Annotated in this window: 19 protein-coding genes and 1 other RNA gene; 12 read left to right on the top strand and 8 right to left on the bottom strand. The window is 49.1% G+C overall.

The features are described from left to right. Positions 1 to 582 precede the first annotated feature (582 nt). Entirely contained in the window at positions 583 to 2,220 is a 1,638-nt protein-coding gene (gene groL, locus J4G02_12415; GenBank protein MCE2395382.1) for a chaperonin GroEL, read from the top strand. A gap of 163 nt (positions 2,221 to 2,383) precedes the next feature. On the opposite strand, the gene J4G02_12420 is transcribed toward groL, so the two are convergent. Next, complete coding sequence (locus tag J4G02_12420) at positions 2,384 to 2,848, bottom strand: hypothetical protein (GenBank protein ID MCE2395383.1); 465 nt, start codon at positions 2,846 to 2,848, stop codon at positions 2,384 to 2,386. A 330-nt stretch (positions 2,849 to 3,178) separates the two neighbouring features. Between J4G02_12420 and J4G02_12425 the strand changes: the two genes are divergently transcribed. From J4G02_12425 to J4G02_12435, 3 genes are all read left to right on the top strand, one after another. Then, the gene (locus J4G02_12425) at positions 3,179 to 5,440 is read left to right on the top strand and encodes a hypothetical protein (protein MCE2395384.1); all 2,262 of its coding nucleotides are present in this window, start codon (positions 3,179 to 3,181) and stop codon (positions 5,438 to 5,440) included. Between the two features lie 134 nt (positions 5,441 to 5,574). Beyond that, positions 5,575 to 6,276 carry a DUF4159 domain-containing protein gene (locus J4G02_12430; GenBank protein ID MCE2395385.1) on the top strand — a complete coding sequence of 234 codons (702 nt, stop codon included), beginning with the start codon at positions 5,575 to 5,577 and terminating at the stop codon, positions 6,274 to 6,276. Between the two features lie 28 nt (positions 6,277 to 6,304). After that, on the top strand, positions 6,305 to 9,787 hold the full coding sequence (locus tag J4G02_12435) for a hypothetical protein (protein ID MCE2395386.1): 3,483 nt from the start codon (positions 6,305 to 6,307) through the stop codon (positions 9,785 to 9,787). Positions 9,788 to 9,870: 83 nt separating this feature from the next. Here J4G02_12435 and J4G02_12440 read toward each other — a convergent pair whose 3' ends face one another. Continuing rightward, positions 9,871 to 10,650, bottom strand: coding sequence for a phytanoyl-CoA dioxygenase family protein (locus tag J4G02_12440; GenBank protein MCE2395387.1), 780 nt, complete (start codon positions 10,648 to 10,650; stop codon positions 9,871 to 9,873). Between the two features lie 330 nt (positions 10,651 to 10,980). Between J4G02_12440 and J4G02_12445 the strand changes: the two genes are divergently transcribed. Further along, entirely contained in the window at positions 10,981 to 12,144 is a 1,164-nt protein-coding gene (locus J4G02_12445) for an exo-alpha-sialidase (protein ID MCE2395388.1), read from the top strand. A gap of 16 nt (positions 12,145 to 12,160) precedes the next feature. Here J4G02_12445 and J4G02_12450 read toward each other — a convergent pair whose 3' ends face one another. Beyond that, a complete protein-coding gene (locus J4G02_12450) occupies positions 12,161 to 13,006 on the bottom strand; it encodes a phytanoyl-CoA dioxygenase family protein (GenBank protein MCE2395389.1) in 846 nt (281 codons plus the stop codon). A gap of 24 nt (positions 13,007 to 13,030) precedes the next feature. Next, positions 13,031 to 13,382, bottom strand: an RNA gene (gene rnpB / locus J4G02_12455) — RNase P RNA component class A. Positions 13,383 to 13,554: 172 nt separating this feature from the next. On the opposite strand from rnpB, the gene J4G02_12460 reads away from it, so the two are divergent. From J4G02_12460 to J4G02_12470, 3 genes are all read left to right on the top strand, one after another. Then, a complete protein-coding gene (locus tag J4G02_12460; GenBank protein MCE2395390.1) occupies positions 13,555 to 14,124 on the top strand; it encodes a sigma-70 family RNA polymerase sigma factor in 570 nt (189 codons plus the stop codon). Between the two features lie 45 nt (positions 14,125 to 14,169). After that, a complete protein-coding gene (locus J4G02_12465; protein ID MCE2395391.1) occupies positions 14,170 to 14,877 on the top strand; it encodes a hypothetical protein in 708 nt (235 codons plus the stop codon). A gap of 77 nt (positions 14,878 to 14,954) precedes the next feature. Continuing rightward, the gene (locus J4G02_12470; GenBank protein ID MCE2395392.1) at positions 14,955 to 15,836 is read left to right on the top strand and encodes a hypothetical protein; all 882 of its coding nucleotides are present in this window, start codon (positions 14,955 to 14,957) and stop codon (positions 15,834 to 15,836) included. Between the two features lie 20 nt (positions 15,837 to 15,856). Here the strand turns inward: J4G02_12470 and J4G02_12475 are convergent, their stop codons facing one another. The 4 genes from J4G02_12475 to J4G02_12490 all read right to left on the bottom strand — a co-directional run bounded on the left by J4G02_12475 (position 15,857) and on the right by J4G02_12490 (position 18,686). Continuing rightward, a complete protein-coding gene (locus tag J4G02_12475) occupies positions 15,857 to 16,426 on the bottom strand; it encodes a hypothetical protein (GenBank protein MCE2395393.1) in 570 nt (189 codons plus the stop codon). A gap of 132 nt (positions 16,427 to 16,558) precedes the next feature. Continuing rightward, positions 16,559 to 17,287 (bottom strand): Gfo/Idh/MocA family oxidoreductase, encoded by a 729-nt coding sequence (locus tag J4G02_12480; GenBank protein MCE2395394.1) that lies wholly within the window; start codon positions 17,285 to 17,287, stop codon positions 16,559 to 16,561. After that, positions 17,227 to 17,553: a Gfo/Idh/MocA family oxidoreductase gene (locus J4G02_12485; protein MCE2395395.1), complete on the bottom strand. Its 327-nt coding sequence runs from the start codon at positions 17,551 to 17,553 to the stop codon at positions 17,227 to 17,229. The genes J4G02_12480 and J4G02_12485 overlap by 61 nt, the downstream gene beginning before the upstream one ends. A 137-nt stretch (positions 17,554 to 17,690) precedes the next feature. Continuing rightward, positions 17,691 to 18,686 (bottom strand): methyltransferase domain-containing protein, encoded by a 996-nt coding sequence (locus J4G02_12490; protein MCE2395396.1) that lies wholly within the window; start codon positions 18,684 to 18,686, stop codon positions 17,691 to 17,693. A gap of 268 nt (positions 18,687 to 18,954) precedes the next feature. Between J4G02_12490 and J4G02_12495 the strand changes: the two genes are divergently transcribed. From J4G02_12495 to J4G02_12510, 4 genes are all read left to right on the top strand, one after another. Then, positions 18,955 to 20,247: a phenylacetate--CoA ligase family protein gene (locus J4G02_12495; protein ID MCE2395397.1), complete on the top strand. Its 1,293-nt coding sequence runs from the start codon at positions 18,955 to 18,957 to the stop codon at positions 20,245 to 20,247. 641 nt (positions 20,248 to 20,888) lie between these two features. Then, entirely contained in the window at positions 20,889 to 21,854 is a 966-nt protein-coding gene (locus tag J4G02_12500; protein MCE2395398.1) for a PD40 domain-containing protein, read from the top strand. 120 nt (positions 21,855 to 21,974) lie between these two features. Beyond that, the gene (locus J4G02_12505; protein ID MCE2395399.1) at positions 21,975 to 22,973 is read left to right on the top strand and encodes a PD40 domain-containing protein; all 999 of its coding nucleotides are present in this window, start codon (positions 21,975 to 21,977) and stop codon (positions 22,971 to 22,973) included. Positions 22,974 to 22,992: 19 nt separating this feature from the next. After that, on the top strand, positions 22,993 to 23,937 hold the full coding sequence (locus tag J4G02_12510; GenBank protein MCE2395400.1) for a PD40 domain-containing protein: 945 nt from the start codon (positions 22,993 to 22,995) through the stop codon (positions 23,935 to 23,937). Positions 23,938 to 24,179 lie beyond the last annotated feature (242 nt).

The raw sequence follows: 24,179 nt of genomic DNA on the forward strand, positions 1-24,179 counted from the left end.
AGATTAAACTTGCTAAAGCAATCTGTATACCAAGTATGAATACTTGGGTTTTAGACCTAAAGGTTTTTTTGATAAATTTTTCGGTGCTTTGCGTTTTTTCGGTTGCGCCAAATTGAATGAACACCTCAATTCTGACGACCATCGGGGCAATATATTAGTTACTATTGAGACAGCGTCGGAGGATTCTCGATTTATTTTATGAACTCTTTTAAGCAGAAACTGCCCAATCTGTGGCACACGCAAGGCTTGATGCACCGTGATGTGCAATTTAACGGAGCCATTTTATCACGGATTACTAGTTGAGGCAAGCGATAAACCTGAATCTGACTGTGATTCAGGTTGACTTTGGGATACAGTAATGATATAATTTCGCCTGTCTTTAGCACTCACCATGAGAGAGTGCTAAAAGTTCCGGTTTTTTGAAGTTGTTATATTATGGACCTGTCTTTAGTGGGATTACTGAGAATCTGCCCTATGGTTGGATTCTTGCCAACAAAGTGCACAGATCCTGTCTCAAGATAAAGCGAAACGTACGCTTATCTCTTAAAATTGTTTACAGTACACTACTTAAGGAGGAACACTATGGCAGCAAAGCAGCTGATCTTTGATGTAGAAGCACGGAATGCCCTTAAGGAGGGAGCAGATGCGCTAGCCAACGCCGTGAAAGTAACGTTGGGTCCGCGGGGGAGGAACGTTGTTCTCCAGAAATCCTTTGGTGCACCCGTGATTACCAGTGACGGTGTAACGGTGGCTAAAGAAATAGATCTCCCAGATCATTATGAGAATATGGGTGCCCAATTACTGAAATCTGTCGCTACCAAGACCAATGATGCAGTGGGAGATGGTACAACCACGGCAACTGTATTGGCGCAAGAAATCGTTCACGAAGGGCTCAAAAATGTTGCCGCCGGTGCCGATCCGATGCAGCTGAAAATCGGGATTGACAAAGCCGCTGAACTCATCGTTGGAGAACTGCAAAATCAGAGCAAATCGGTCAACACAAGCGACGAGATTGCACAAGTCGCATCAATTGCCGCCAACGATAACGCAAATCGCAGCGACATTGGCCAGACCGTTGCCGATGCAATGGACAAAGTTGGAAAAGATGGCGTAATTACGATTGAAGATGGTAAGAGCGCTGAAACAGAGGTCGATATTGTTGAAGGTATGCAATTTGACCGAGGCTATCTCTCTCCCCATTTTGCGACAGATCCCGAATCTATGATCGCTGAATTGGAGGATCCGCTCGTCCTAATTAACACCGAGAAAATTAGTACAGTTACGGATCTAGTTCCAGTGTTAGAAAAGGTCGGTCAACTTGGGCGTCCGCTGCTCATTATTGCTGAAGACATTGAGGGAGAGGCTTTAGCGGTGTTGGTTGTGAACAAACTGCGTGGTGGACTTAGGGTTGTTGCAGTGAAAGCCCCCGGTTTCGGAGACCGTCGCAAGGAGATGCTTGAAGATATTGGTATTCTGACCGGTGGTCAGGTAATTTCAGAAGACATCGGCATCCGTTTGGAAAATGTAGTGGCCGGTATGCTGGGAAGCGCAAGGCGTGTTATCGTTGACAAAGATAACACAACGATCGTTGGCGGAACCGGTGCTACAGAGGATGTTCAGGCACGGATTGGACAGATTCGACAACAGATCGAGGAAACGACTTCGGATTATGATCGGGAGAAGTTAGAAGAGCGCCTTGCGAAACTCGCCGGTGGTGTTGCCGTTGTTAATGTCGGTGCCGCAACAGAAGTTGAAATGAAGGAAAGAAAGGCACGATTTGAAGATGCCCTGTCTGCAACCCGCGCAGCTGTTGAAGAGGGAATTGTCACAGGTGGTGGTATCGCACTGCTAAGAGCAGGTTCTGCCCTTGAAGACTTTCATCTTGAGGGTGACCAAGAAACCGGCGTGAACATTGTCCGAAGGGTTCTAGAATCGCCTATCCGAACCATTGCGGAAAACGCAGGCTTGGAAGGATCCGTCGTGGCTGCAAAAGTCAAAGACAGTGAGGGAAGTTACGGCTTGAACGCTGCGACCGGAGAGTACGGAGATCTGCTTGAGGAAGGAATCGTTGATCCGACGAAGGTGGTACGATCTGCAATTCAGAACGGTGCGAGCGTCGCAGGACTGCTGTTGACAACCGAGACGTTAATTACAGAGGTGGAGGAAGAGCCAGAAGATCATGGACATCACCACCATGGGCATGGGCACCACCACCATTAATCACCACAAGGTAACCACACAAACCTGTCTCCGAAATCCGTTATCGGGGCACGAAAAAGCCATGCTGTTATATAATAGGCAGCATGGCTTTTTTATTTTCGTATCGGGGCACATCTTTTTCTCACTATTGCTCTTTCGTCGTCCTCTCCCATTAACATGCACACTAGGAATCGCGAATATATTTCAGGTTATCCCATTCGCAATCGAGGCAGAAGATATCTGTTTGGCTTAGGTTCTGCACATTTTCACTCCCACATTGTGGGCATACTTGGATTGCTTTGGCTTCCGATTGATTTTCCTGAAAGATGTTCAGGTAGTATACTTTGATTTCCCCCTCGTAGCGGTGTCCCAACGGACAACGGATACGTTTGATGGAGCGGGATTCAATACGCTCAATCATCTCTCGCAGAAACGGAATGCGCCGTCCACAAACCGGGCAAGGGTTTGGGTATAACCCTTTTACAACGATAATGTCTGTGTCTTCTTCTCGAATCGTGATTGGAATTGAGAAAGCCCCTTTAAGCGCAGACACCGGATCCTTTCTTGCCTCAAGTCCATGCTGGAAGTTCGATTCTTCCACAATCTTTTGATGTGTTTCAGGACTCAGGACGATCTCTGCCGGAATCATTTCCCCTCTGAAACTGAGCGTTATCGCGTAAATTCTATCTAATATGGGTGATGATTGAATTGACTCCACCCCCTTACTCGCGTGGTTCGAGACAACGGTTTAACCCTAAGTAGTAAGTGCACATGCAGTAGAATGAGCGAGGCAACGCTCATTCTACAGAAGAAAGATTTCCTTGTCAACCCCTAAAACTAAAATTTTGAAGGTTGGTTAGTGGAAGTAGCGATAGATTGGAATCCTGTTGTGCCACGATCCGCTCCAGTATTTCAGTTGACGGTGTTTCTAGTATGGGGTATAATTCATCAAACAATTGGAAATGAAGAAGGAAATTTGATGCGATTTACTTACCTGTGGCCATGGTGGGCCGTTGCGCTTGGACTAGTCATCATGACTGGTATTACAGCGTATGGGTATCTCCGCTTGAATCGCCCAATGAGTCAAAGGTTTAGGGTGCTTCTCATCGGTTTACGAATTTTAGCAGCGCTCGTGTTGTTGATTTGTCTGCTTGAGCCGGTGCTGATCGAGCGAAAAGATATCACCCCACCAACAAATTTGCTGGTTCTCGTGGATACCTCTCAAAGCATGCGTCTTGAAGATGTAGAACTAGAGGGACAATCTTCAACACGACTAGACCTTGTGAACCGTATCTTATTTGATCCAGCCAGCTCCTTTCTCCCAACCCTAACCGACCGATTTGATGTTCATCTGTACCGTTTTGATAAACAACCTCACCAGATTTCCAGTGAGATTGATTCGCTTGATCCAGTGGGCGGATTAACCGATATTGCCACCTCAATTGATGATGCTTCCAAGGAGTGGCGTGGTCAACTGCTTGCGGGGGCAGTCCTGCTCACCGATGGGGCACACAACGCCTCAACCACCGTGGTTGAGCGGGTGACGGAAACACAGATTCCTATCTATGCGGTCGGTGTTGGCGATCCTGAACCACCAAGAGACCTCAAACTCTCCAGAGTTGAAGTCAGTCCTGTCGCCTACACAGAGCACGATGTGCCGATTCGAGTCACCGTAGATCACACAGGCTATTCAGGGAGTCAAACCCGTGTTTCACTCATGATGGATAATCAGGTTGTGGATGCGGTGCCAATCACACTAACGGCTGAATCGATGCAAACGATTGAGTTTACTCTGAATCCTCAGGAGGAGGGTATTTTCCAATACGTGGTTTCCGTTCCCGTGCTTGAAGGTGAGCTAACCACCGAAAACAATACGCGAGCGTTTCCACTGAAGGTGGTTAAAACAAAGTTACACCTGCTTTACATCGAAGGACAGCCGGGCTGGGAATATGCTTTCCTCAAGCGGGCACTTGAACGCGATCCAAACATTGATTCGACCTGTGTTATCCTATCGAGCAAATCACCGAATCAACTTCGTGGAACGCTGTTAGCCCGTTACGATCGGTACTATCCGCAGACTACACAGCGATCCCGTATCCCCCAATTTCCGAAAACGCTTGATGACTTACTATTTTACGATGTACTTATCATCGGAGATCTTCGCTCAAGCACGCTAACTCCACAACAGCACACGGCAATCGTCGATTTTGTTGAAAAAGCGGGGAAAGCAGTTATATTTCTCGGTGGCCGCAATTCACTCGGTCGCGACGGTTTCAGGAAGAGCAAGCTCGCCTCGCTTCTGCCGATTGTCATCCCCGCCAACGGTTGCTACGTGCGGGATGAGGATTTTAGTCTTCAATTAACGCAACAAGGTATGTACCATCCAATCACCCGTTTAGGAGATACGCAAGCAAAGGTCGAAGCCTTATGGCGTGATTTGCCGCCGCTATCGCGTCGGTTGGGAGGGTTTCGACTCAAGGGTGGGGCAACAACACTCGCCGAGTATCACTCAGATAGAGATCAAACGACGCTGCCAATTATCGTTTTTCAACGTTCAGGATTGGGAAAAAGCCTCCTAATCTCGGCTGAAGGGCTATGGAATTGGGGATTTGGTGTATGGAATTTCAAAGATGCGGATGATACTTATCCTCGCTTTTGGGGGCAGACGATTCGCTGGATGGCAACACGGACGGATACCAAACAGATCAATGTCACGACAAATTTGACAACCTACTCAGTTGGCGATGAAGTCCAAATCATCGCCTATGCATACAATGAAAGTTATCAGCCGTTGGTCGCTGCGGAGCTTAAAATCGAAGTGACACCGCCGGACGGAAAGCATTTTCAAGTCCGAACTAGTGTAAATTCACAGAGCCTTGGCACCTATCGTGCCCAGTTCCGTGCAAATCAGAAAGGAGCGTACCACGTTCGTGTTTCAGGTGTAGATCGCTCTGTCTCGCTCGGTGAAGACTCAACAGAAATCTTTGTTGAATCACCGTTAGCGGAGTTTGAGAATCCACAACTCAACGAAGATTTGCTCAAACAACTCGCAGCCAAAACCGGAGGGCATTACACCCCAATTGCCGATATTACGTCATTACCGAAGAGGATCAAACCGGTTCAGGAGTCTGTTTTTGCGGTTCAAGAACGTGAGTTATGGGATAACCCGATAGTTCTGATTCTTGCGGTTGGGTTCTTGGGAACGGAATGGTTTTTGCGTATGCGGAGAGGACTAGTATAGCGTGAGTTACGACCTGTTGCACCCGTACCTGTCTGAACAGTGAAACGTAATGCTTAAGAAGTTCACAATGGTTTCATTGGTTCATTAGTTCATTTTATCCCAACGGGCAAAGCCATTTGTATAGTTTAAAGGATATGATTGGAAAGATAGCCGGGTATCAGATCAATCACATATCGCGTTTCGTATTTTACATCCTATTGAGCTCGTTTCTTATAATCGGATCCGCTCAAAGTGCTGGTGAGAAGTTTGTTATCGCTCAAGTCCAATACGATGGAGGTGGCGATTGGTACGGCGATCAGACCACAATTTCCAACTGGCTGAAGATTCTGCGCACCAGAACGGACATTGAGGCAGCAAAAGAACGTGTGATTGTGAAATTGACGGATCGGAATCTGTACCAATACCCAATGCTCTACATTGTAGGGCACGGCAACATTCACTTCAGTAAGGAAGAGGTCGAGGCATTGCGTTTCTATTTGACCCACGGCGGCTTCCTCTTTGTGAATGATGATTACGGGTTGGATGAAAGTTTTCGTCGTGAAATACGTCGCGTGTTTCCTGATCAATCATTGCAACCTATACCGAATTCACACCTCATCTACCACTGCTTCTACGATTTTCCTAATGGACTCCCGAAGATTCATGAACACGATGGGGAACCTGCGCAAGGGTTGGGATTATTCCACGAAGGTCGAATGGTCGTTTATTACGTATACAGTTCAGATATTGGGGATGGGCTAGAAGATCCGAAGGTCCATCCCAAAGATACGCCGCAGGTTCGCGAGTTGGCTGCGAAGATGGCAGTCAATATTGCGGTTTATGTATTGACGCACTAAATGAGAAGAGGAGAATGGAGATTACACCGTGTCAAACTTAAACACAGAACAAAGCTATCAAGAAATTACGAATCGGCTTCACTCATTGCGAAATCAGTGGCGTTTGCTGCTTTTCTCCCACAGTTTACTCCGGTGGTCGGGTACGATTGCCCTCGCTCTTGCCCTTGCTTTTATAATTGATCAGGTTCTGCCTTTACCGCGCCTTTTCCGTATGGGGCTGGTGTTGCTGTGGTTAGGGACCGGTGTGTACGCAGCGTTTCGACACCTGATTCAGCCTGTATTCCAAAGGCTAACAGACGCTCGTGTGGCTGCCTATGTTGAAGATCAATATCCCGGTCTTGAAAACTGTATTTTGAGTACCGTCCAACTCATGCCAGAGATGGAGAACAACCGCTTCGGGTATGCCCTAGGATTCATAGAAAAGTTGATTGAAGGCACACATCAATTGATGGATGCTATCGAAAGCAGAAAAGTCTTCTCGCGGGAGTTTATGAAACTCAAGCGGTATGGTGGCTTTGCCCTTATCGCCTTTGTACTGCTGTTTATTACCCTCTTCATCTTCCCGTCCGCAGCGAAGGATTTTGCACAAGCATTTGACGAACTGCCTAAAACGCCTCAGGATGTTCTCATCGTTCAGATTGATGAGGTTCAGCCGGGGAACCTACGAATACAATCCGGGACGGATGTCACTATCGCCGCGAAAGTGACGGGGCACTTTGGGGCACCCGTGCACCTCTATTATCGTGTGGGCGGCGGAGATGAAGCGATTGCATCAGCGAGCGCATGGCGTAATCTATTACTGGCAAGGAATGAGATCGAAATCGCTTACCGTTTCACGTTTAAAAACGTTACGCAATCAATGGAATACTACATTGCAGTAAAAGAGACAGAGTCAGAATCCTTCCAAATTACTGTTGTCCGCGCGCCGATCGTGAACCGTTTCCAACTAAAACTCAACTACCCGAAATACACGCAACTTTCCCCGCAGGTCATTGAGGAAAATCTTGGCGATATCGCTACCCTTATTGGTACAATGGTTCATTTTGAGGGAGATGGCAATCAACCAATCGCTTCAGCGAGGCTGGTCTTTGAAGAATCGGATCCAGTCAAACTTACAGTATCAGAAGGCACTCGGTTATCCGGCAGCTTTATTGTCCAGCGTAGCGAAAAGTATCATATTGAACTCATTGATATTGATAGCATTTCAAACTCACAACCGATTGCATACACGATTCACGCGGTTGAGGACGCTGAACCTCAAATCGAGATTGTTGCGCCGGGGCAAGATGTTGTGCTTGATGACTCAATGATTGTTTCTCTGCAACTCGACGCGAAAGATGATTACGGTGTGGAGAAAATTCAGCTTGTTTATCGGGTTGAAGGTACGGACGATGACTTAGTAGTGCCTTTGAGAACGTGGAGCCCTACGGATACGCCAGTCTTTATCGAATTTCCTTGGGACATCGATCCGATCGGGCTGTATCCGGGCGATATCATCTCTTATCATGCTGAAGCAATCGATGCGGATAATGTTTCTGGACCCAACGTCGGCAAATCTAACATCTATTCGATCCGTTTCCCCACGCTAGCGGAACTTTACGATGTGGTCGAATTTGAGCAGGAAGCTGAAATGCAAGGGCTTGAAGCGTTACACGATGATCAGGCGGAGCAAACCGCGATAGTCGATGAGCTGCTAGATAAAATACGGAAGAGCCAAGAGCTGACTCTGAAAGATGAGAAACTGATGGAACAGGTTCTCAAAAATCAGCAAGAGATTGAGAAAACAGCGAAGGATCTAATGGAAGAAATGCAGCAAACCACTGAGCAGATGCAGAAGCAGGAACTGTTTGACATGCAAACGGTAGAGAAGTTTCAGGAGTTGCAAGAGTTGATGGATCAGGCCCTCTCGGAGGAACACAAGGAGTTGTTACGTAAGTTAGCAGAAGCGTTAGAGACGCAAGAGCTATCCGAGCAGGAGCAGAAGTTGATGGAAGCAAACTTTAATCAAGAGCGGTTTCTTCAGCAGCTTGATCGATTGAAAGACCTCTATAAACAGATGATCATTCAGCAGAAGCTAGAAGCGGCGGTAAATCAGACGAAGGAACTCGCTGAACGCCAAGAACGTCTAATGGAACAGTTAGAAGATCTCGTTGACCAAGCTAGTCAGAAGAATGCATTAGATGAGGTTCAGGGTACCGACGCGCCCCGATGGGATCCAAAGCAACTCGCCAAGCAAGAAGAGCGTATTGCAGAGGGGATGGATGACCTGCATCAAACTCTTGATGAACTTGGGGAGGAGATGTCAGAATTAGAGAATCTCAAACGGGTTGCTGATGAAATCAAACGGCTGAACCAATTCGCACGAGAAGTGCGGATCGCACAGGACCTCCGATCTGCAACCCAACAGATGCGCAGCAATCAGATGCAGCGCGCAATGGAGTCTGGAGCAGCGGCGCAGCAAGGACTTACCGAACTACATCAAGGATTGGACAATGCACTGGAGTTTATGGAGGGTGGCAATGCAGAGGAGACGTTGACTGCAATACGCGAGGCGGTGCGGAGTGGCCTCTATCTTTCAAGAACCCATGAGGAAGCGATTGAGGGGACCGACGAGATTTTGCGATCTGGGCATGGACAGTATTTACCGGGTGAAGTTAAGCAGTTGCAAGCACTCGCGGCAAGCGAATTAGGACTCGCAGCGGGACTCAATCTGTTGGCGAATCGGCTTTGGGAATTAGGCACGAACCAGATGCAGATAGACCCGAAAACCGTCTGGCGGCTCAACGCTGCCGCCGATGCCTTTGAACGTTCTGCACGAGCGTTGGAAGACCGGAAGCCGAACCTCGCTGTCCCGATCCAGAAGCAAGGATTGGCAGACCTCAACCAAGCTATCACAGATCTGCTCGAAGCGATGGACCAGATGAACCAACAGATGGGTCAAGCAGGGATGCAAAATCTGCTGGAACAACTTGAGCAGCTGGCACAGAGTCAAGGGCAACTGAACGAAATGGCGCAGCAGTTGAACCAGCAGATGCGGAGGCAAGGACGCACACCAAGCAACGAGCAGATGCTCAGACGGATGGCGTACGAGCAGCAGATGATTCGGGAAGCGACAGAACGGGTGGCAGACATGATGGAAAGGTTGTCGGAAGTGCTTGGGGATCTCAACACTGTTTCTGAACAGATGAAAGAGGTAGAAGGCGAACTTCAGCAAGGCAATCTAAATCAGCAGGTCTTAGACAAACAGCGGGAGATTTTGACACGGATGCTCGAAAGTTCCAAATCGTTACAGAAACGGGAGGTCAGCAAAAGGAGGAGAAGTACAGTTGCTAAAACACCAACAGCCGCCGGAGATGATGTACCCCCGCTCGACCCCAAGCTGCTAGAAACCATCCAGCAAATCGAATCGAATCTCAGGTCTGGGGACCAGGAAGGTTTGCCGCCACAGTATCGGGAACTGATTCAGCAGTATTTCAAAGCGTTATCCGAGCAGACACAGAAAAAATTGTAGATTGTCCCGTCTTTTTGAACCCGCCAATATGATATATCGTGGTGAGGGCCTAGTGGCATATTTGGCGGGGCAAGATGCCCCACCTACGGAGATAGGGGACTATCAGAAGGTGTCCGGGAGACTTTTCGCAGCAGTTCTTGCTCTCGCTGCGACAACGTTCGGTAGAACGCCTCGGTCAACATTGGTGTGTCTTCGTTTGCTTCCAATCGCTCTCTACTGATGTTGTACCAGTGGCGATTGTGAACAATGACGGCAAAGGGGCGGGCTGTACTAGTGCGGTTGGGTGTGCCACGGTGAATGGTACGTGGGTCGGAGATTAGTACGTCACCGGCTTTAAGCAGCAAAGGTTTAAGAGAGATTTTGCCTGCATTGGCTCTTCCCAGCGTCTCAGTTCGGGGCAGATGTTGGGTGCGCTCTGCGACTTCAAAGGGTCCATTCTCCGGTGTCATGTCAACGAACGTAAATCGCACGGATAGCAGCGCCGGCGGGTGGCGATGTGCTGGTTCCTCTTTGAACAGAAAAGGCAGGTCGGCGTGGACGTGCTGATATTCTGATCCCTGTACCGGTGTGTCTGTACCGTAATAGGAGATGTGCATGTCCTCGCCCAAGATGCGGCTGACAATCTCGATTACAGTATCGTCGTTGAAGAAAGCGGAGTGATAGAATGGCGGTGCAAAGGGCAATCCAATCGCCCATCGATTGGGTCCGCGGTTGCCTTCGGGAATACGGGTGGCGACATCTTGCAGTAGCAGCTCAAACGCTTGACGGCATTCTTCAAGTGCTGTCCGCGGAAAATGGCCCGGTAGAATACAGTGTCCAATGTCCAGAATTTCTGCAACGCACTCGTCGATATCAATTGGCATTGTGGTCTCCATATCTGACTTCGAGCTCCCCGTTGAAACTAGTATCAACAACTCTACTATACACATTGCGCTCCTCTGGAGCGCGAACATCAGAGATATCGGCATTCTATAGACATATCGCTCCTCTGGAGCGAAAGACCGAGCGCTTTAGCCTTAACAGAAAACTGATAGATATTTAATACTTAGTAATTTGGGCTATCATAACATATCCCAAAAGACAGATCAATCGCGAAATGGCCGTGTCGATCACAGATTTGGAAATCTGTGCTACAATTCGCTTTTTCAAAATACCAAAGACAACCGCTGACACCGGCAATGAGAGCGTTTCTTATGATTGATAAAGTCGATGATAACCTTGAGACATTTTCTTGGACAGAACACAGGGTGCTCGTAGGGGAGGGCAAGGGTGGGTATCTATCGCTTCCGGCGGAATACCAGTTCCTGCCACGATTTGGCGAAGCTAAAGTCGTTCCTTTTGGTCTGGCGAAGATGGATAACGGTGAGATCTTATTGCTAGGCGCAGCAAAGACTGACCGCACTACCTTTCAAAACGGTGAAGAGACAGTCGCTGCCATCAGTGGAGACGGCGGAGCCACTTGGAGTGATTATCAGGCGATTGGCTATGGTCGTCCTGTCATGTTGACCGATTTGGGCGGCGGCACCCTCAGTTACAATGACGGTGGACTGATGGCGGAGTCGGGTTCGTCGCTCTGTTTCAGCCACGACTACGGACGGACATGGTCGGAGCGTGTTCCGTTGGCAAAGGCACCGGATGGGAAAGACTTCTGTTCCGAAGGAAATCCGCTCGTAGACCGCGACGCGCAAGGTCACGCCACACGAATTGGCTGGACCGGTCAGACGTTTCCGGACAACTTCAGTTTCGATAAAGCAATCTGTGGCTGTGTTCGATGGTCAAATGATGGTGGGCGGACGTGGGAGAACCATAGCTGGCCTGATGCGTGGAAATGGCAGGATATGTACGAAGGGGTGACGTATGACCGCGGTTGCGGGGAAGGTGCTATGGTTCGCGCTGCGAACGGTTGGATTATCGCTGCGATACGCACCGATATGCTCGGCAAGTACATTAAGTATCACTATGACAACTTCGAGGGGACAGGTATTTCAATCTCTAAAGATGATGGGGCAACGTGGTCACCGGTTGAGCATCTGTTGGAAGCGGGTCGGATGCACGCCAATCTTCTCCGTCTCCCGAATGACGATCTCGTGATGACCGTTATCCGACGGTTGGATATCCGCGGTGGTAAATTGGCAAGCTATCGACGGGGTTGCGATGCTTTCGTCAGCCACGATCACGGTCAGACGTGGAATTTAGACCGGATGTACATCCTTGACGATTGGTCCTACAACAACCCTGCCCAGTGGTATGAATGCGTCTCTGGACACCTGTATTCGACTTCGCTGGGTGATGGTTCAGTGCTGACCGCATACGGTCATTACCCTAACGGCGGCGTTCTGATTAAATGGCGACCGTAATGTAAACCTACCGTCTCTACCAATCCCCCGGCGGTGCGGCTGGTGCGCCGTAGGGCTTGTAGTTGGGTCCCCTACCGTAACGTAGTGGCCACCCTTGCCCCCCAATCCAGCGAAATTCCTCCTTCTTCCCGCAGAGCCAGTAGAACATGTGCGCACTTTGGAAACGGTTAGGACCGTAGTCCGCAGCGTCAAAGTCGAAGTCGGATTCAATGATCCAATCCCGTTCCGGCGGTACGGTTCGCCAGTAGTTGTATTTCAACATGTGGCGCGTCCCTTCCGCTGTTGAGGGGGAGCGACGGTGCCAGATTGAGTAAACCGTGATGAAGATTGAACCAGCGGGCGCGGTTGTTTTCACCGCTCCCCGAATGTTACCGTAGTGACTCATATAACGTGCAGACGCATTGAAAAGGTGTGAACCGGGCAAGACCTCGGTGGGTCCGAACGCTTCCGGCGTATCTTGCGGATAATAGAACACCTGCAGATAATTCAGTTCAGGTCCCCATTTGGAGCCAGCATCCCGATGCCACGATTGCCCCGACATCGGGCACTTGACCCGATGCTGACTCATCATAACCGGCAGCCCGAAGTTTTTACCAAGTAGCGACCGTACCGCGCCAGCTGCCTTCGGATTGAGTATCACATTATCAACGAACCAATCTTCTTTGAGGATTTCTGCCGGTTCGTAATAGGTGTTCTCTTCAAGATAAGCAAACGTTCTGCGGTTAATTTCGTCTGGCACAACTCCTTCCAAAACGAGAAAACCCTGTTGGCAGAACTCCAATACCTGATTGTCTGTCAGTGTTGGGGGGCAGTCATACGTTCTGCGTTCTAAATTAAACCGTTCCTCTTCTGTCAGTTCCATCGGGGATCCTCCTCCTGATAAAGAGGCTTGAGTTGGGAATAAGCCGGTTTCTGTTCCCTGAATTGCTCTCGCGCATCAGGGCGGCGATCATTCATCTAGGATTGATGTTACCATCAACCTCAAGCAGTCATACCCGAGGACTAGGCGGGCGCACCTACACACATCCTCCTATTTGACCTTGCTCCAGACGGGGTTTACCAAGCTTCCGATGTCACCATCGGAACTGGTACGCTTTTACCGCACCGTTTCACCTGTACAACGCGGAAGCGTTGTAGTCTGCTTTCTGTTGCACTTTCCATAGCGTCGCCGCTCCTGGGGGTTACCCAGCATCCCGCCCTGCGGCGATCTCTCGGAACGCGATCGCTTACCCAACTCAAGCGTTTGAGTATGATACCATATTGGACGTGAAACGTGAAACGTAAAACGTAAGGCATTGTGCTTCTGTGGTTACGGTATGCGGAGTATGCCTACTACTTTCCTAAAAAATCTCGTCTTTTTCATTTCTCATCCGTTTATATTTATTGAAACCAGCTAGATTGAGGGTAAGTATGGAGAAATCAGATGAGGCTTTGATGCTCCAACTCCAAGCAGGTGATTTGTGTTCGTTTGATACATTGGTCAAACGGTGGGAGAAGCGGCTGCTGAATTACTGCTATCGAATGGTCAACGAGATCACGCTAGCGGAAGATCTTAGGCAGGAGGTCTTTCTTCGCATCTATCGTTCTGCTAAGAGATATCGTCCAACAGCGCAATTTTCTACATGGATGTATCGAATCGCGACGAATCTCTGTTTAGATACACTTGCCAAACAAAAACGCAGAAAAGAGACACCGATCGGCGCCTATTTGCAGTCAGAATCCGAAGGTCTCGACGAAAGATTCATCGATCCGTTGGATCCACCGGACGCAGCTGTGGTGAGGAAGGAGACCGAAAATCGTGTTCGCTCAGCGTTAGCACGCTTGCCGGAAGATCAGCGAGTTGTGGTTACGCTACGCCATTACAACGGCATGAAATTTCATGAAATTGCCGAAATTGTGGAGCGCCCTATCAGTACGGTAAAGTCGCGGATGACAGCTGGAATAGAACGGCTTAGTCGAATGTTATCGAAGCAAGAATAAATCTGTCAGCGTTCATCGCTGATTCACGCAAGGGAGGTGTTTGCATTGGATTGTAGGTTCTTTAGAGAGCAGATTGTGCTTGAGAGCTACGATGAATTGGACGCGGCGGCAAAAAAATCGTTGGAAGCACATTTACAGACTTGTCGTGAGTGTGAGCAATTCCAAGCGAGTCTAAGCGAGACGCAACAAGCCCTTGATCAATGGACGGAAGCAGATCGTCCAATTGATATTGAGACGTTGCATGGAACGATACAACCTAAACCTTTGTCATGGTGGTCCCAATTACCTGCATGGCGATGGCTCTCTTGGGGAGTGGCAACCTGTTTGATTTTGGTCATTGGCCTTTTTGCGCTGGCATGGATCGGCGTTGACCTTAAGTGGGAAGGCCGTGGTTTGACGCTTAGGATTGGACAAGAGGCGATCTCGGCAATTACAGAGCAGGAACTGGTACGATTGCTTCAGGCGCAACGTCACGCCACTCAAGTAGAGATTGTAAAGCAGCTTCAAGGGGCGTTGGATGAATTCAGCGAACAGCTCCAAGTCCATCTGGATGAGCGGCAGAAACAGGCAGATGCACAATTAGCGTTGATCTACCAAGGGTTGCAATCACAACGGGTACAGGACCTAGAACTCATCCGTCAAGAGTTTCAGCATCTTGCCGGTGCAACGGAAGCTGAATTTCTTGAGACTCAACGCGCCTTTGAGTTCATCCTTGCTTCTCATATGTCTGGAATACAAGAGGATATAAAATAACATTATACAAACTATAAATTGTATAAACGTGAAATGCGAAGGCTCAGAAGATTCACGTATTAAAGGAGGATACAATCATGAAAGTCTATATGATTCTTATCATAGCTATACTTGGCATCGGCTTGGTTACCGGCGTCGTGTCTGCACAAGATCAGATTGACTACACCAAGATGGTCGAAGACCTCAAGGTGATGTGTCGGATTGTTGATGAAACAATGGACGAGACATTTGAGAACGATTATGTCAAGGGGGGATTTTTCCGTAGAGGTGGCTGTCAACACCTATATCTCAAAGGCTATGGTGCTGTGTTCCTGCTTGATGTGCGGTTTCCTGTTGCAGCAAAAGAGATGAGGATTGTTAAGACAGAGAAGAAAACGAATCTGTGGGAAAAGTATGAGCGAGAAGTTCGACATCAAACTCAACCAGAAGAGGCAGTATGGGTAGCCAATAAAAACGAATCGTATAGTAAGGAAAAGGTTGATAAACTTAAGAAACAGCTAGCTTATCTCGTGGGCGAGTATGGTTCCCGCATAGGTCAATTGACGCTTGATGATACGATTTCATTTGTGGTCTTCGGTTATCCTGATTACAGCGTTGATTTTGAAACAGATTTTTTGGTTGAAATGCACGTCGTCGAACATGTTGATGTAGATGCGATGCCTCACGCACGGAAAACAATCGAAGGGGCAAGAGAGAAAATCAAAGAACTAAATGAAAAGCATCAGGCACTCATCGAAAAAGCGGAACAAATCCTAGAAGAAAAACGGAAACTGGAAAAGGACAAACGGCTTCGTACGCACATTCTTCCAACTCCTCCGATGCCACCAAATTTTCCCCACAGATTCGATCGCAAGTCAGCAACAACACTGATTCTCACCTTCAAACGGAGTCAGCTTGAGGGCAAAAAGGGAACAGATTGGGAGACTTTGTTGGAAGCAGCGGAGGTTGTGGAGTATTGAACCGCAAGGGAACGCATCGCTCAACCGAAGAAAATAAATCCGATATACATGAGAGCAGAAATGAGGTTTATAACAACCAAAGCCCCCTTCATGAACTTGGATTGGAGGCGGGGAAAGAGATAGATCGACGCTCCGATTGTGACCAATATTTCGATAGCAGACACAATTCCGCCGTGATGTCTGGGATCCCAGTAGGAGATTGGGCTATGGAAGCGATATTGGAGTAGAGGGAAAAAGTGCCGATGCCCGTCGTCCTGGTGGAGGAAGAAATCGCCGGCAGCGTGTAACAGCAGACTCAGGGAACAGATGATAAGGGGGTTGGATTTGCGCCAGTAACCAATCCCAAGAAGGATGAGGAACAGCGGTATAGAGTTGAAGAGATCGAAGAGGTTTTGCCACCCTGATAGGAAATATCGCTCACCCCAGATCTGGCTTTGTGGATGCTTGAGGATGAACGCCTCAACCGCAAAAAAGATAAACATCGGCAGGTCCGGCAATGCGGCACCAATGAGCGCGTAACGATGCAGATGCGGTGCTGCTTTCCGACTCAGGAGCGCGACGTTAATGATGGCGTGGGACTGGGTGTTCATTGGTTCATTAGTTCATTGGTTTATTAGTTCATTCATGAATCAACGCACCAATGAACTAATTTACGCTTCATGTTTCATCCTCGGTCTTTGACTAGAGAGCTTATTAACTGTTGCTGACTATCACCATTGGGTTCATGGATTCGTGTATTTGATCACGCCCTCATCCAACATAGTCAGCAGTGCAGAGTCGTCCACATCAAGCGGCAGGGTAATCTTTGCACGACGGCGGCTTGACTCGTAGGTCGAAAAGATGAGTTCTGTCGTTTGGATTGCCTTTCGTCCGCTGAGTTCTGGTTCGCGCCCCGTTTTGACACAATCGATAAGGTCAAGCACGGCAAGGACAGTATCCCCACCGGGCGGCACAATGCCATCAAGGTTCGGTACTTCCCAATCACTTGCTCCGTGTCGGAGGACGCGCACCGGTGGCTTATCTTGTCCGCCAACTTCAATAATGCCGTCTGTACCGATAATGCGATTTTGCACTCCGCCTAGCGAAGCTGCCCCCGTTGCAAGTAGACCTTCCACCCCATTTTTATAGCGAATCCATGAGACTCCACTCGTCTCTACCGGCACACCAAAAACAAGAGTTTCTTCGCCCACATCAATTTGACCCATCACCCATTCCGCTGGTTCGTCGTTGTTATAGAAGAAGAACATGTCGAACCAGTGCGTTCCCCAGTCAATCATGTTGGGGCATGCCCCTTCAAAGCGGTAGACTTGACCGATTGCACCATCGTTCGCCAATTCCTTCGCTTTGATAAAACTCGCACCGAAACGGCGTTGATGGCAGAAACTAATCATCACGTCGTTGTCCACACACGCTTGATAGAGTGCTTTGGCATCGCCCCATGTCGGTGCCATCGGTTTCTCGGCGTGGATAGCTTTAATCCCACTATTCGCGGCTGCGATAACCATCTCTTGACGAAGTCGAGCGATTCCTTGTCGAGCATCTCACGGTAATCCTCATAGGTTCTCGCAACTCCGAACTGTTCTGCGAAATTCTCGCGAGCCTCTTCAAAGGGATCTGCACATGCAACGATCTCTACATCCGGTGAAGCTTGATACCCTTCCGCATGACCACGTCCACGTCCACCACAACCGATAACACCTGCTTTGAATAATGCCATAGAGGTTCTCCGTTTTAGTTCATTTGTTCACTAGTTCATTCATGAACCAATGAACGAATTGTTTTCACGTTTCACGTTTTTTGCGTTTGCACTTTCTTTTAACATGAGTCACGGCATTAACATCGTAATCTCACGTTTTACATCGGTTTCTGCGCCGTTATGATACCCAACCCGTCCGGCAACGTATCCCGCCTAAAGTCCACAAATCCAGCTGCTATTATCCAATCGTGATATTCAGCTTCGGTATAAGCCTGTCCTTCGTCGTAGATATTGATAAAGATAGTGTTGGTTATCGCAGCCCCCCGTGGAGAGATGCGAGAGTTATCAAGGATACCGATCCCCAAGATATAGACCGTACCGCCCGCTGCCATGGTTGCATTGATGTTTTTGAGGGCGCGTTGTGCATCACTCGGTGAAAGCACTTGGATGAATGATTTCAGAACGACGGCATCAAACGACTCATGGAGTGGGGCTTCCACGATATTCCCTGTCATGACCTTGACTTGGTCGGAGACACCTGCCTCTGTCACAAAACGTTGCGTGATTGGCGTTACATTGGACACATCTACAACCGTCGCTTGGATATGGGGGCAGGTTTTCACCGCCGCGATGGCTACTCCCCCGGAGCCTCCACCAACGTCTAATAACCTCTGACAGGACGAAAGCCCGTAATCTTTTGCCAGTGTCTGTCCTGTCGCGAGGGCGCCCGGATGCAAACCTTGGTAGAACATTTCTAACGCTTCGCGGGACATCTGCGTGTAATCGTGCTTGGCTTGTGGCTGCCCGGTGCGGATGGATTCCGCTGTTTGAAGGGCTGCCTCCCACAAATCTGCATACAGCGGATGCACCCCACCCATGTAAGCCGGACTGCCGCGGACAAGGAAATGGTTCGCTTCATCGGTGTTGGCAAAACGGTCTCCCTCTACGGTCAACAACTCGGCAGCCACAAGCGCGTATAGTAAGGGCTTGAGTTTGGCTACCTCCACCCCGATGGCACTGGCAATTTGCTCGGGGCGCATGGGACCGACTTTGAGTGGCGTGAACAGATCGAGTTGCATCCCTGCCAGCAAGGCAAAGGACGGATAAACATCCACTAGTTTCTGGATGGTCTTCGGTTCAGGGGGTGATTTCATGTGGACGCCACCTTATCGGCATTGATGTAAGTATCTCGATTCATTGTAGCAGCAAAGCATCTGCGTGTCAATACAGTATCGCTTGCCACGACTATGAATCGGCTGTTATAATGATTTGAAACTGTGCTACTGCGGCAGACCAGTCGTAGGGAACAACGGCCGTTGTTCCCTGTGATGCTGAGTTTTGGCGTCGAGATGTGAATCTCGACCTACAGGTTATTGATACTTGACAAATTGAGTTCATTTTGGAAGGCCACATTTACACAATATGACAAGCGAATTAAATTCTTTCATTGAAACGCTCGGACGAGAAGCGTTGACACAAATCCAATTAAAGAAGCTGCAGGCGATGCTTGCGCCGGTGTTGGAGACCAACTCTTTCTATCGGCGAAAACTGGGCGAGGTAGGTATAGGGAAGCCGGAGGATATACGAACGCTCGCAGATTACCGGCGGCTGCCCTTTACGACGAAGGATGAGCTCTCCGCTGACGGAAAGACCCACGCACCCTACGGCACAAATCTTACATTTCCTCGCGAACGGTATATCCGTATCCATCAAACCTCTGGCACGACCGGCGAACCGCTGCGCTGCTTGGACACTGAAGATAGTTGGGATTGGTGGGCGCGGTGTTGGGAGGCGGTTTATAATGCCGCCGGTGTGACCTCAAGCGATCGGATCTTCTTCGCGTTTTCTTTCGGTCCTTTTATCGGTTTCTGGAGTGCTTACGAAGGCGCGCGGCGGATTGGCGCATTGTCTGTTCCGGGCGGCGGAATGACCTCGCTTCAGCGGTTACGCGTTATTTGTTCCAACGATATTTCGACATTGATCTGCACCCCGACGTATGCCTTGCATCTCGCTGAAGTTGCCGAGGAGGAGGGGATTGATATCGCCAACGCCAATGTCCGCGTGACGATTCATGCCGGTGAGCCGGGCGCAAGCCTACCGTGGACGAAGCATCGCATCGAAAATGCTTGGAACGCTCGCTGCTACGATCACGCCGGCGCGACGGAGGTGGGGGCTTGGGGGTTTGAGTGTCAGTCGCAAGCGGGGGTACACCTGAACGAAGGGGAATTTATCTGCGAAGTTATTGACCCTGTGACGGGCGAATCCGCCGAAGAAGGTGAGTTGGTTATCACCAACCTCGGTAGGGTTGGGATGCCGGTCATCCGCTATCGTACCGGCGATCAGGTCAAGCTGGAAACGGAACCGTGCGAGTGCGGACGAACGTTTTGGCGTCTCGAAGGTGGTGTCATCGGGCGAATCGACGACGCACTGATTATACGAGGCGTGAATGTCTATCCGAGCACCATTGAGAACATCATCCGTCGTTTCGCTGAAGTGGGTGAGTTTGCGGTAGACGTTTATCGGCGGGGGGCACTTGATGAGATGGAGATTCGTATCCAGACTAGCGACACGGATTCGGACATGACTGCACAAGCTGTTGCCACCGCGGTTCGTGAATCTCTGGGGCTGCGCGTGGTGGTGAAGCCGGTGCCTCACGGCACATTGCCCAGCTTTGAGTTGAAGGCACGACGGTTTACAGATCACCGACGGAATTAAAAGTCAGAGTCGCGATTCAGAGATCGCTTGATAGGTTAAGAAACCTGTCCCCACTATAAACCGTGCGCGTTTTGTGTAGGAGGGAATTCCAATTCCCGACTATTGCATCGGTTTCTGACGCTAGGTTTATCAACTAATCACATGGGTAACATCATTGAAGTTGGTTCATCCATTCCAAGTGTAGCATTTCTGCGACGACGGTGTGGCACAGTTTCAACACCTTCTTTTTGAACGCCAGCTTTTCTCTGAAATAACAACTCATATCAAAAACAGATGCAAAATTGTCCAGACAAGGGGTTTGCCAGCAAACTCAGTTTTTTGTATTGCCTCTCCAGGCAATTCGAAATAATCGTGGCATTTTAATTGCTCTAGGACTTACGCAGTTGAACGCTCACAACCTCCATTCCGGTCCCGACTTTTGACGGCTCCAATTTTATTGGCGGTACGTGGGAGGGGCATCCTGCCCCGATACGCCCGATGAATTGGGCAACTACAGTAATCTTAGGCGCCGGCTCTGTTTCGCAGGGAACAACGATCGTTGTTCCCTACTGAAGCGCGTAACTCCTATGCTTATTGCTTGTGATTGATAAGTAGACGAATTTTGTTTGGTAGTAATTTTCCGATCAAAGGAGGCATGGCAGATGCAACGAAGATATGACCTCGGATATTTCGTCTTCGCTTTAGGTCTAGCGACCCTGATGGTAATCGCTGACACACAGGCAAAGATTGCCTTGGAAATCTATGTGATGGACGACGATGGCGGAAATCCTCGAAGACTCACAAATAGTCCGGAGGATGAATGGGGGCCCTCATGGTCCCCTGATGGCAAACGCATTGTCTTTTCGTCTTGGAGGAATGAGAACGAGTGGGAAACAGCAGATATCTACGTGATGGATGCTGATGGCGGAAATCCTCGAAAACTGACCAAAAATCCCGAAGTTGACGATTATCCCGCATGGTCTCCTGATGGCAAACACATTGTCTTTGTTTCTAATAGAGGTAACGATAACCAGTGGGTAACAGATATCTATGTGATGGACCCCAATGGGAGGAATCTTCAGAAGCTCACAAACGCAGGAAGTAACTATTCTCCCTCATGGTCTCCTGATGGTGAACGCATCACTTTCAGTTCCTATAGAGGAGATAAGTTCAGTGAAATTTACGTGATGGACGCCGATGGAAAGAATCCTCAAAACCTCACAAACCATCCAGCAGAGGACTGGAGTCCCACATGGTCTCCTGATGGGGAGCGCATTGCTTTCTCGTCTGATAGGGATGGCCCCAGGGATGGGCCTCATGAAATTTACGTGATGGACGCCGATGGCGGAAATCCACAAAGACTCACAAACCACCCGGATAGGGATTTCTTGCCCTCATGGTCTCCTGATAGTGAACGCATTGCCTTTGTGTCTAATAGAGTGAGGAGTTTCGACATCTATGTGATAGATGCCGATGGCGGAAATCTTCAAAACCTCACCAACGTGATGTTCGGGCATGACTCTGCGCCTGCGTGGTTTCGCCCAACTCTTGGAGTTGGTCCCGCTGCGGTTGCTCCCGCAGCCAAGAAACCCACAATGTGGGGGTGGTTCAAACGGGTCGGTCAATAACCGTTGCGGCTTGGGACGAGTGAGGTATTGGGATTCGGAGATTCCTCCCCATTCTGATCTCGTTCCGGGACAGTTTTCAACCTCCAAGAGAACCAAATGCCCTTAACAAGGAGAATAGGTATGAAACCCAAAATCGGGATATATCGCAAATCCTTCTGTGTCAGTTGGCTTTGCCTATTGATGTTTGTTGTTAGCCACATAGCGCATGCAAAATTGAAGATTTACTATATGCCGACCGGACGTTGGGAGCGAAATCTTTGGCGGATGGATATCAATGGGGCAAACAAGGAACTGGTCCTCGAATCGCCCGTTCCGATGTCGTGGCCTACACTCTCTCCAGACGGGAAGCAAATCCTGTTCACACTGCCTCCCTTTCTTAAGCCTGAACTGATGGTAATAAATTTGGATGGCAGTGGCTTGCGGAAATTGCTTGCTGACCCACCGCGTCCGTTCAATTTCAATATGGATGGGGAATGGTCACCGGATGGGAAATGGATTGTTTATGAAGCCTTTGATCCGGATTTGCGTCCCTCCAGTAAAGTGTATGTGACGGATGCTCAAGGATTTAACTCCTTTCAAATTGCTCCAGATATAGAAGCAAACATGTCCAGACCCTTTTGGTCTCCGGACAGCAAGCGCATCGGCTTTACGGTCGGCAAACGCGGTGCAAAACTGCATTGGGTTGACGCGGATCCCAACGCGAAGGCAAAAGAGATGAATCACCGGTTCTTTGCCCATTGGATTCGTTGGTCCCCAAATGGAAAACAGACAATTGTCTACGGGTCAATAGAGGAATGGGGACATTGGGACCTGTTTCTCGGTGATGCGCCTGCCAGAAATCTGGTTCTTCTTAACGATGAGGCGAATCTGGGCGGGGCGCAATGGTTACCGGACAACGAGCATATTGTCGGTACGAGCGGTGTGGATCATCACAATGGCGTGGCAGAAGTGGATGTGGTGGTGGTGAATGTTGACACCCAAGAAGTTCAGCGTTTGACCGACGATGGTCAAAGCGTGTTTGTCTTCTGGCACGATGCTGCGCTTGCGGTGGAACCGGCGGGAAAGCTATCGACATCTTGGGGTGCAATCAAAAGTGAGGTCAGAGACGCCAACAAGTGAGAGCAAAGGAGGCACGCCGATGGGACGGAAATACAATCTCGCATATTTCGTTTTTGCTTTAGGTTTGACGACGCTAATGGTAAGCGTTGACGCACAAGCAAAGATTGCCTTTGTGTCTGATAGGGATGGACACAGCAGGGAAATCTATGTGATGGACGACGATGGCGGAAATCCTCGAAGACTCACAAATAGGTCCCCTGACGGCAAGCACATTGTCTTTTGGTCTGAAAGTCACGATAATCACCGGGACACAAATATCTACGTGATAGACGCCGCTGGGGGTAATCCTCGAAAACTCACCAAAAATCTCGGAGGTGACAGTTATCCTGCATGGTCACCTGATGGGGCAGGTATTGCCTACTCTTCCAGTAAGATTAACACTTGGTGGGTGGAAGACATTCATGTGATGGACACCAATGGTAGGAATCCTCAGAAACTCACAAACACAGGCACTGACTATTCTCCCGCATGGGCTCCTGATGGGGAACGCATCACTTTCATGTCCTATAGAGATGGGAACGGTGAAATTTACGCGATGGACGCCGATGGCGGGAATCCTCAAAACCTCACTAACAATCCGGCAGAGGACTGGACTCCTTCATGGTCTCCTGATGGTGAGCACATTGCTTTCTCATCTGATAGGGATGGCCCCCGTGAAATTTACGTGATGGACGCCGATGGGAATAATTCGCGAAGACTCACAAACCATCCGGCGATGGATTTTTTGCCTTCTTGGTCCCCCGATGGTAAACGGATTGCCTTTGTATCTGATAGGGGTAGGAGTTTCGACATCTATGTGATAGACGCCGCTGGCGGAAATCTTCAAAATCTCACTAACGTGCGTTTTGGGGAGGACTCCGCTCCTGCGTGGTTTCACCCTAATCTTGCGATTGCTCCCGCTGCGGTTGCTCCCACAAGCAAGAGAGCCACAATGTGGGGATGGTTCAAACGGATTGGTCAATAATCAGCGCGGAATGGGACGAGTGAGGTATTGGGATTCGGAAATCTCTCTCTGTCCTGATCTCGTTCCGAGAGTGTTTTCAACCTATAAGGGAACCAAATGCGCTTAACGAGGAGGATAAGTATGAAATGCAAAATCACGGTATATCGCAAATCCCTCTTCATCGGTTGGTTTTGTCTATTGATTTTTGCGGTGAGCCCTCTAGTGTATGCAAAATTGAAGATTTACTACATGCCGACCGGAAA

The sequence above is a fragment of the Candidatus Poribacteria bacterium genome (genome assembly GCA_021295755.1).
Classification (GTDB): Bacteria; Poribacteria; WGA-4E; order WGA-4E; family PCPOR2b; genus PCPOR2b.

Excerpts from the sequence above, each read along its gene's own strand:
- J4G02_12440 (MCE2395387.1), bottom strand. The coding sequence starts at position 10,650 with ATGCCAATTGATATCGACGAGTGCGTTGCAGAAATTCTGGACATTGGA.
- J4G02_12420 (MCE2395383.1), bottom strand. The coding sequence starts at position 2,848 with ATGATTCCGGCAGAGATCGTCCTGAGTCCTGAAACACATCAAAAGATT.
- J4G02_12510 (MCE2395400.1), top strand. The coding sequence starts at position 22,993 with ATGGGACGGAAATACAATCTCGCATATTTCGTTTTTGCTTTAGGTTTG.
- J4G02_12490 (MCE2395396.1), bottom strand. The coding sequence starts at position 18,686 with ATGAAATCACCCCCTGAACCGAAGACCATCCAGAAACTAGTGGATGTT.
- J4G02_12470 (MCE2395392.1), top strand. The coding sequence starts at position 14,955 with ATGAAAGTCTATATGATTCTTATCATAGCTATACTTGGCATCGGCTTG.
- J4G02_12485 (MCE2395395.1), bottom strand. The coding sequence starts at position 17,553 with ATGGCATTATTCAAAGCAGGTGTTATCGGTTGTGGTGGACGTGGACGT.
- J4G02_12445 (MCE2395388.1), top strand. The coding sequence starts at position 10,981 with ATGATTGATAAAGTCGATGATAACCTTGAGACATTTTCTTGGACAGAA.
- J4G02_12425 (MCE2395384.1), top strand. The coding sequence starts at position 3,179 with ATGCGATTTACTTACCTGTGGCCATGGTGGGCCGTTGCGCTTGGACTA.
- J4G02_12430 (MCE2395385.1), top strand. The coding sequence starts at position 5,575 with ATGATTGGAAAGATAGCCGGGTATCAGATCAATCACATATCGCGTTTC.
- J4G02_12500 (MCE2395398.1), top strand. The coding sequence starts at position 20,889 with ATGCAACGAAGATATGACCTCGGATATTTCGTCTTCGCTTTAGGTCTA.
- groL (MCE2395382.1), top strand. The coding sequence starts at position 583 with ATGGCAGCAAAGCAGCTGATCTTTGATGTAGAAGCACGGAATGCCCTT.
- J4G02_12505 (MCE2395399.1), top strand. The coding sequence starts at position 21,975 with ATGAAACCCAAAATCGGGATATATCGCAAATCCTTCTGTGTCAGTTGG.
- J4G02_12450 (MCE2395389.1), bottom strand. The coding sequence starts at position 13,006 with ATGGAACTGACAGAAGAGGAACGGTTTAATTTAGAACGCAGAACGTAT.
- J4G02_12460 (MCE2395390.1), top strand. The coding sequence starts at position 13,555 with ATGGAGAAATCAGATGAGGCTTTGATGCTCCAACTCCAAGCAGGTGAT.
- J4G02_12480 (MCE2395394.1), bottom strand. The coding sequence starts at position 17,287 with ATGGCACCGACATGGGGCGATGCCAAAGCACTCTATCAAGCGTGTGTG.
- J4G02_12495 (MCE2395397.1), top strand. The coding sequence starts at position 18,955 with ATGACAAGCGAATTAAATTCTTTCATTGAAACGCTCGGACGAGAAGCG.
- J4G02_12475 (MCE2395393.1), bottom strand. The coding sequence starts at position 16,426 with ATGAACACCCAGTCCCACGCCATCATTAACGTCGCGCTCCTGAGTCGG.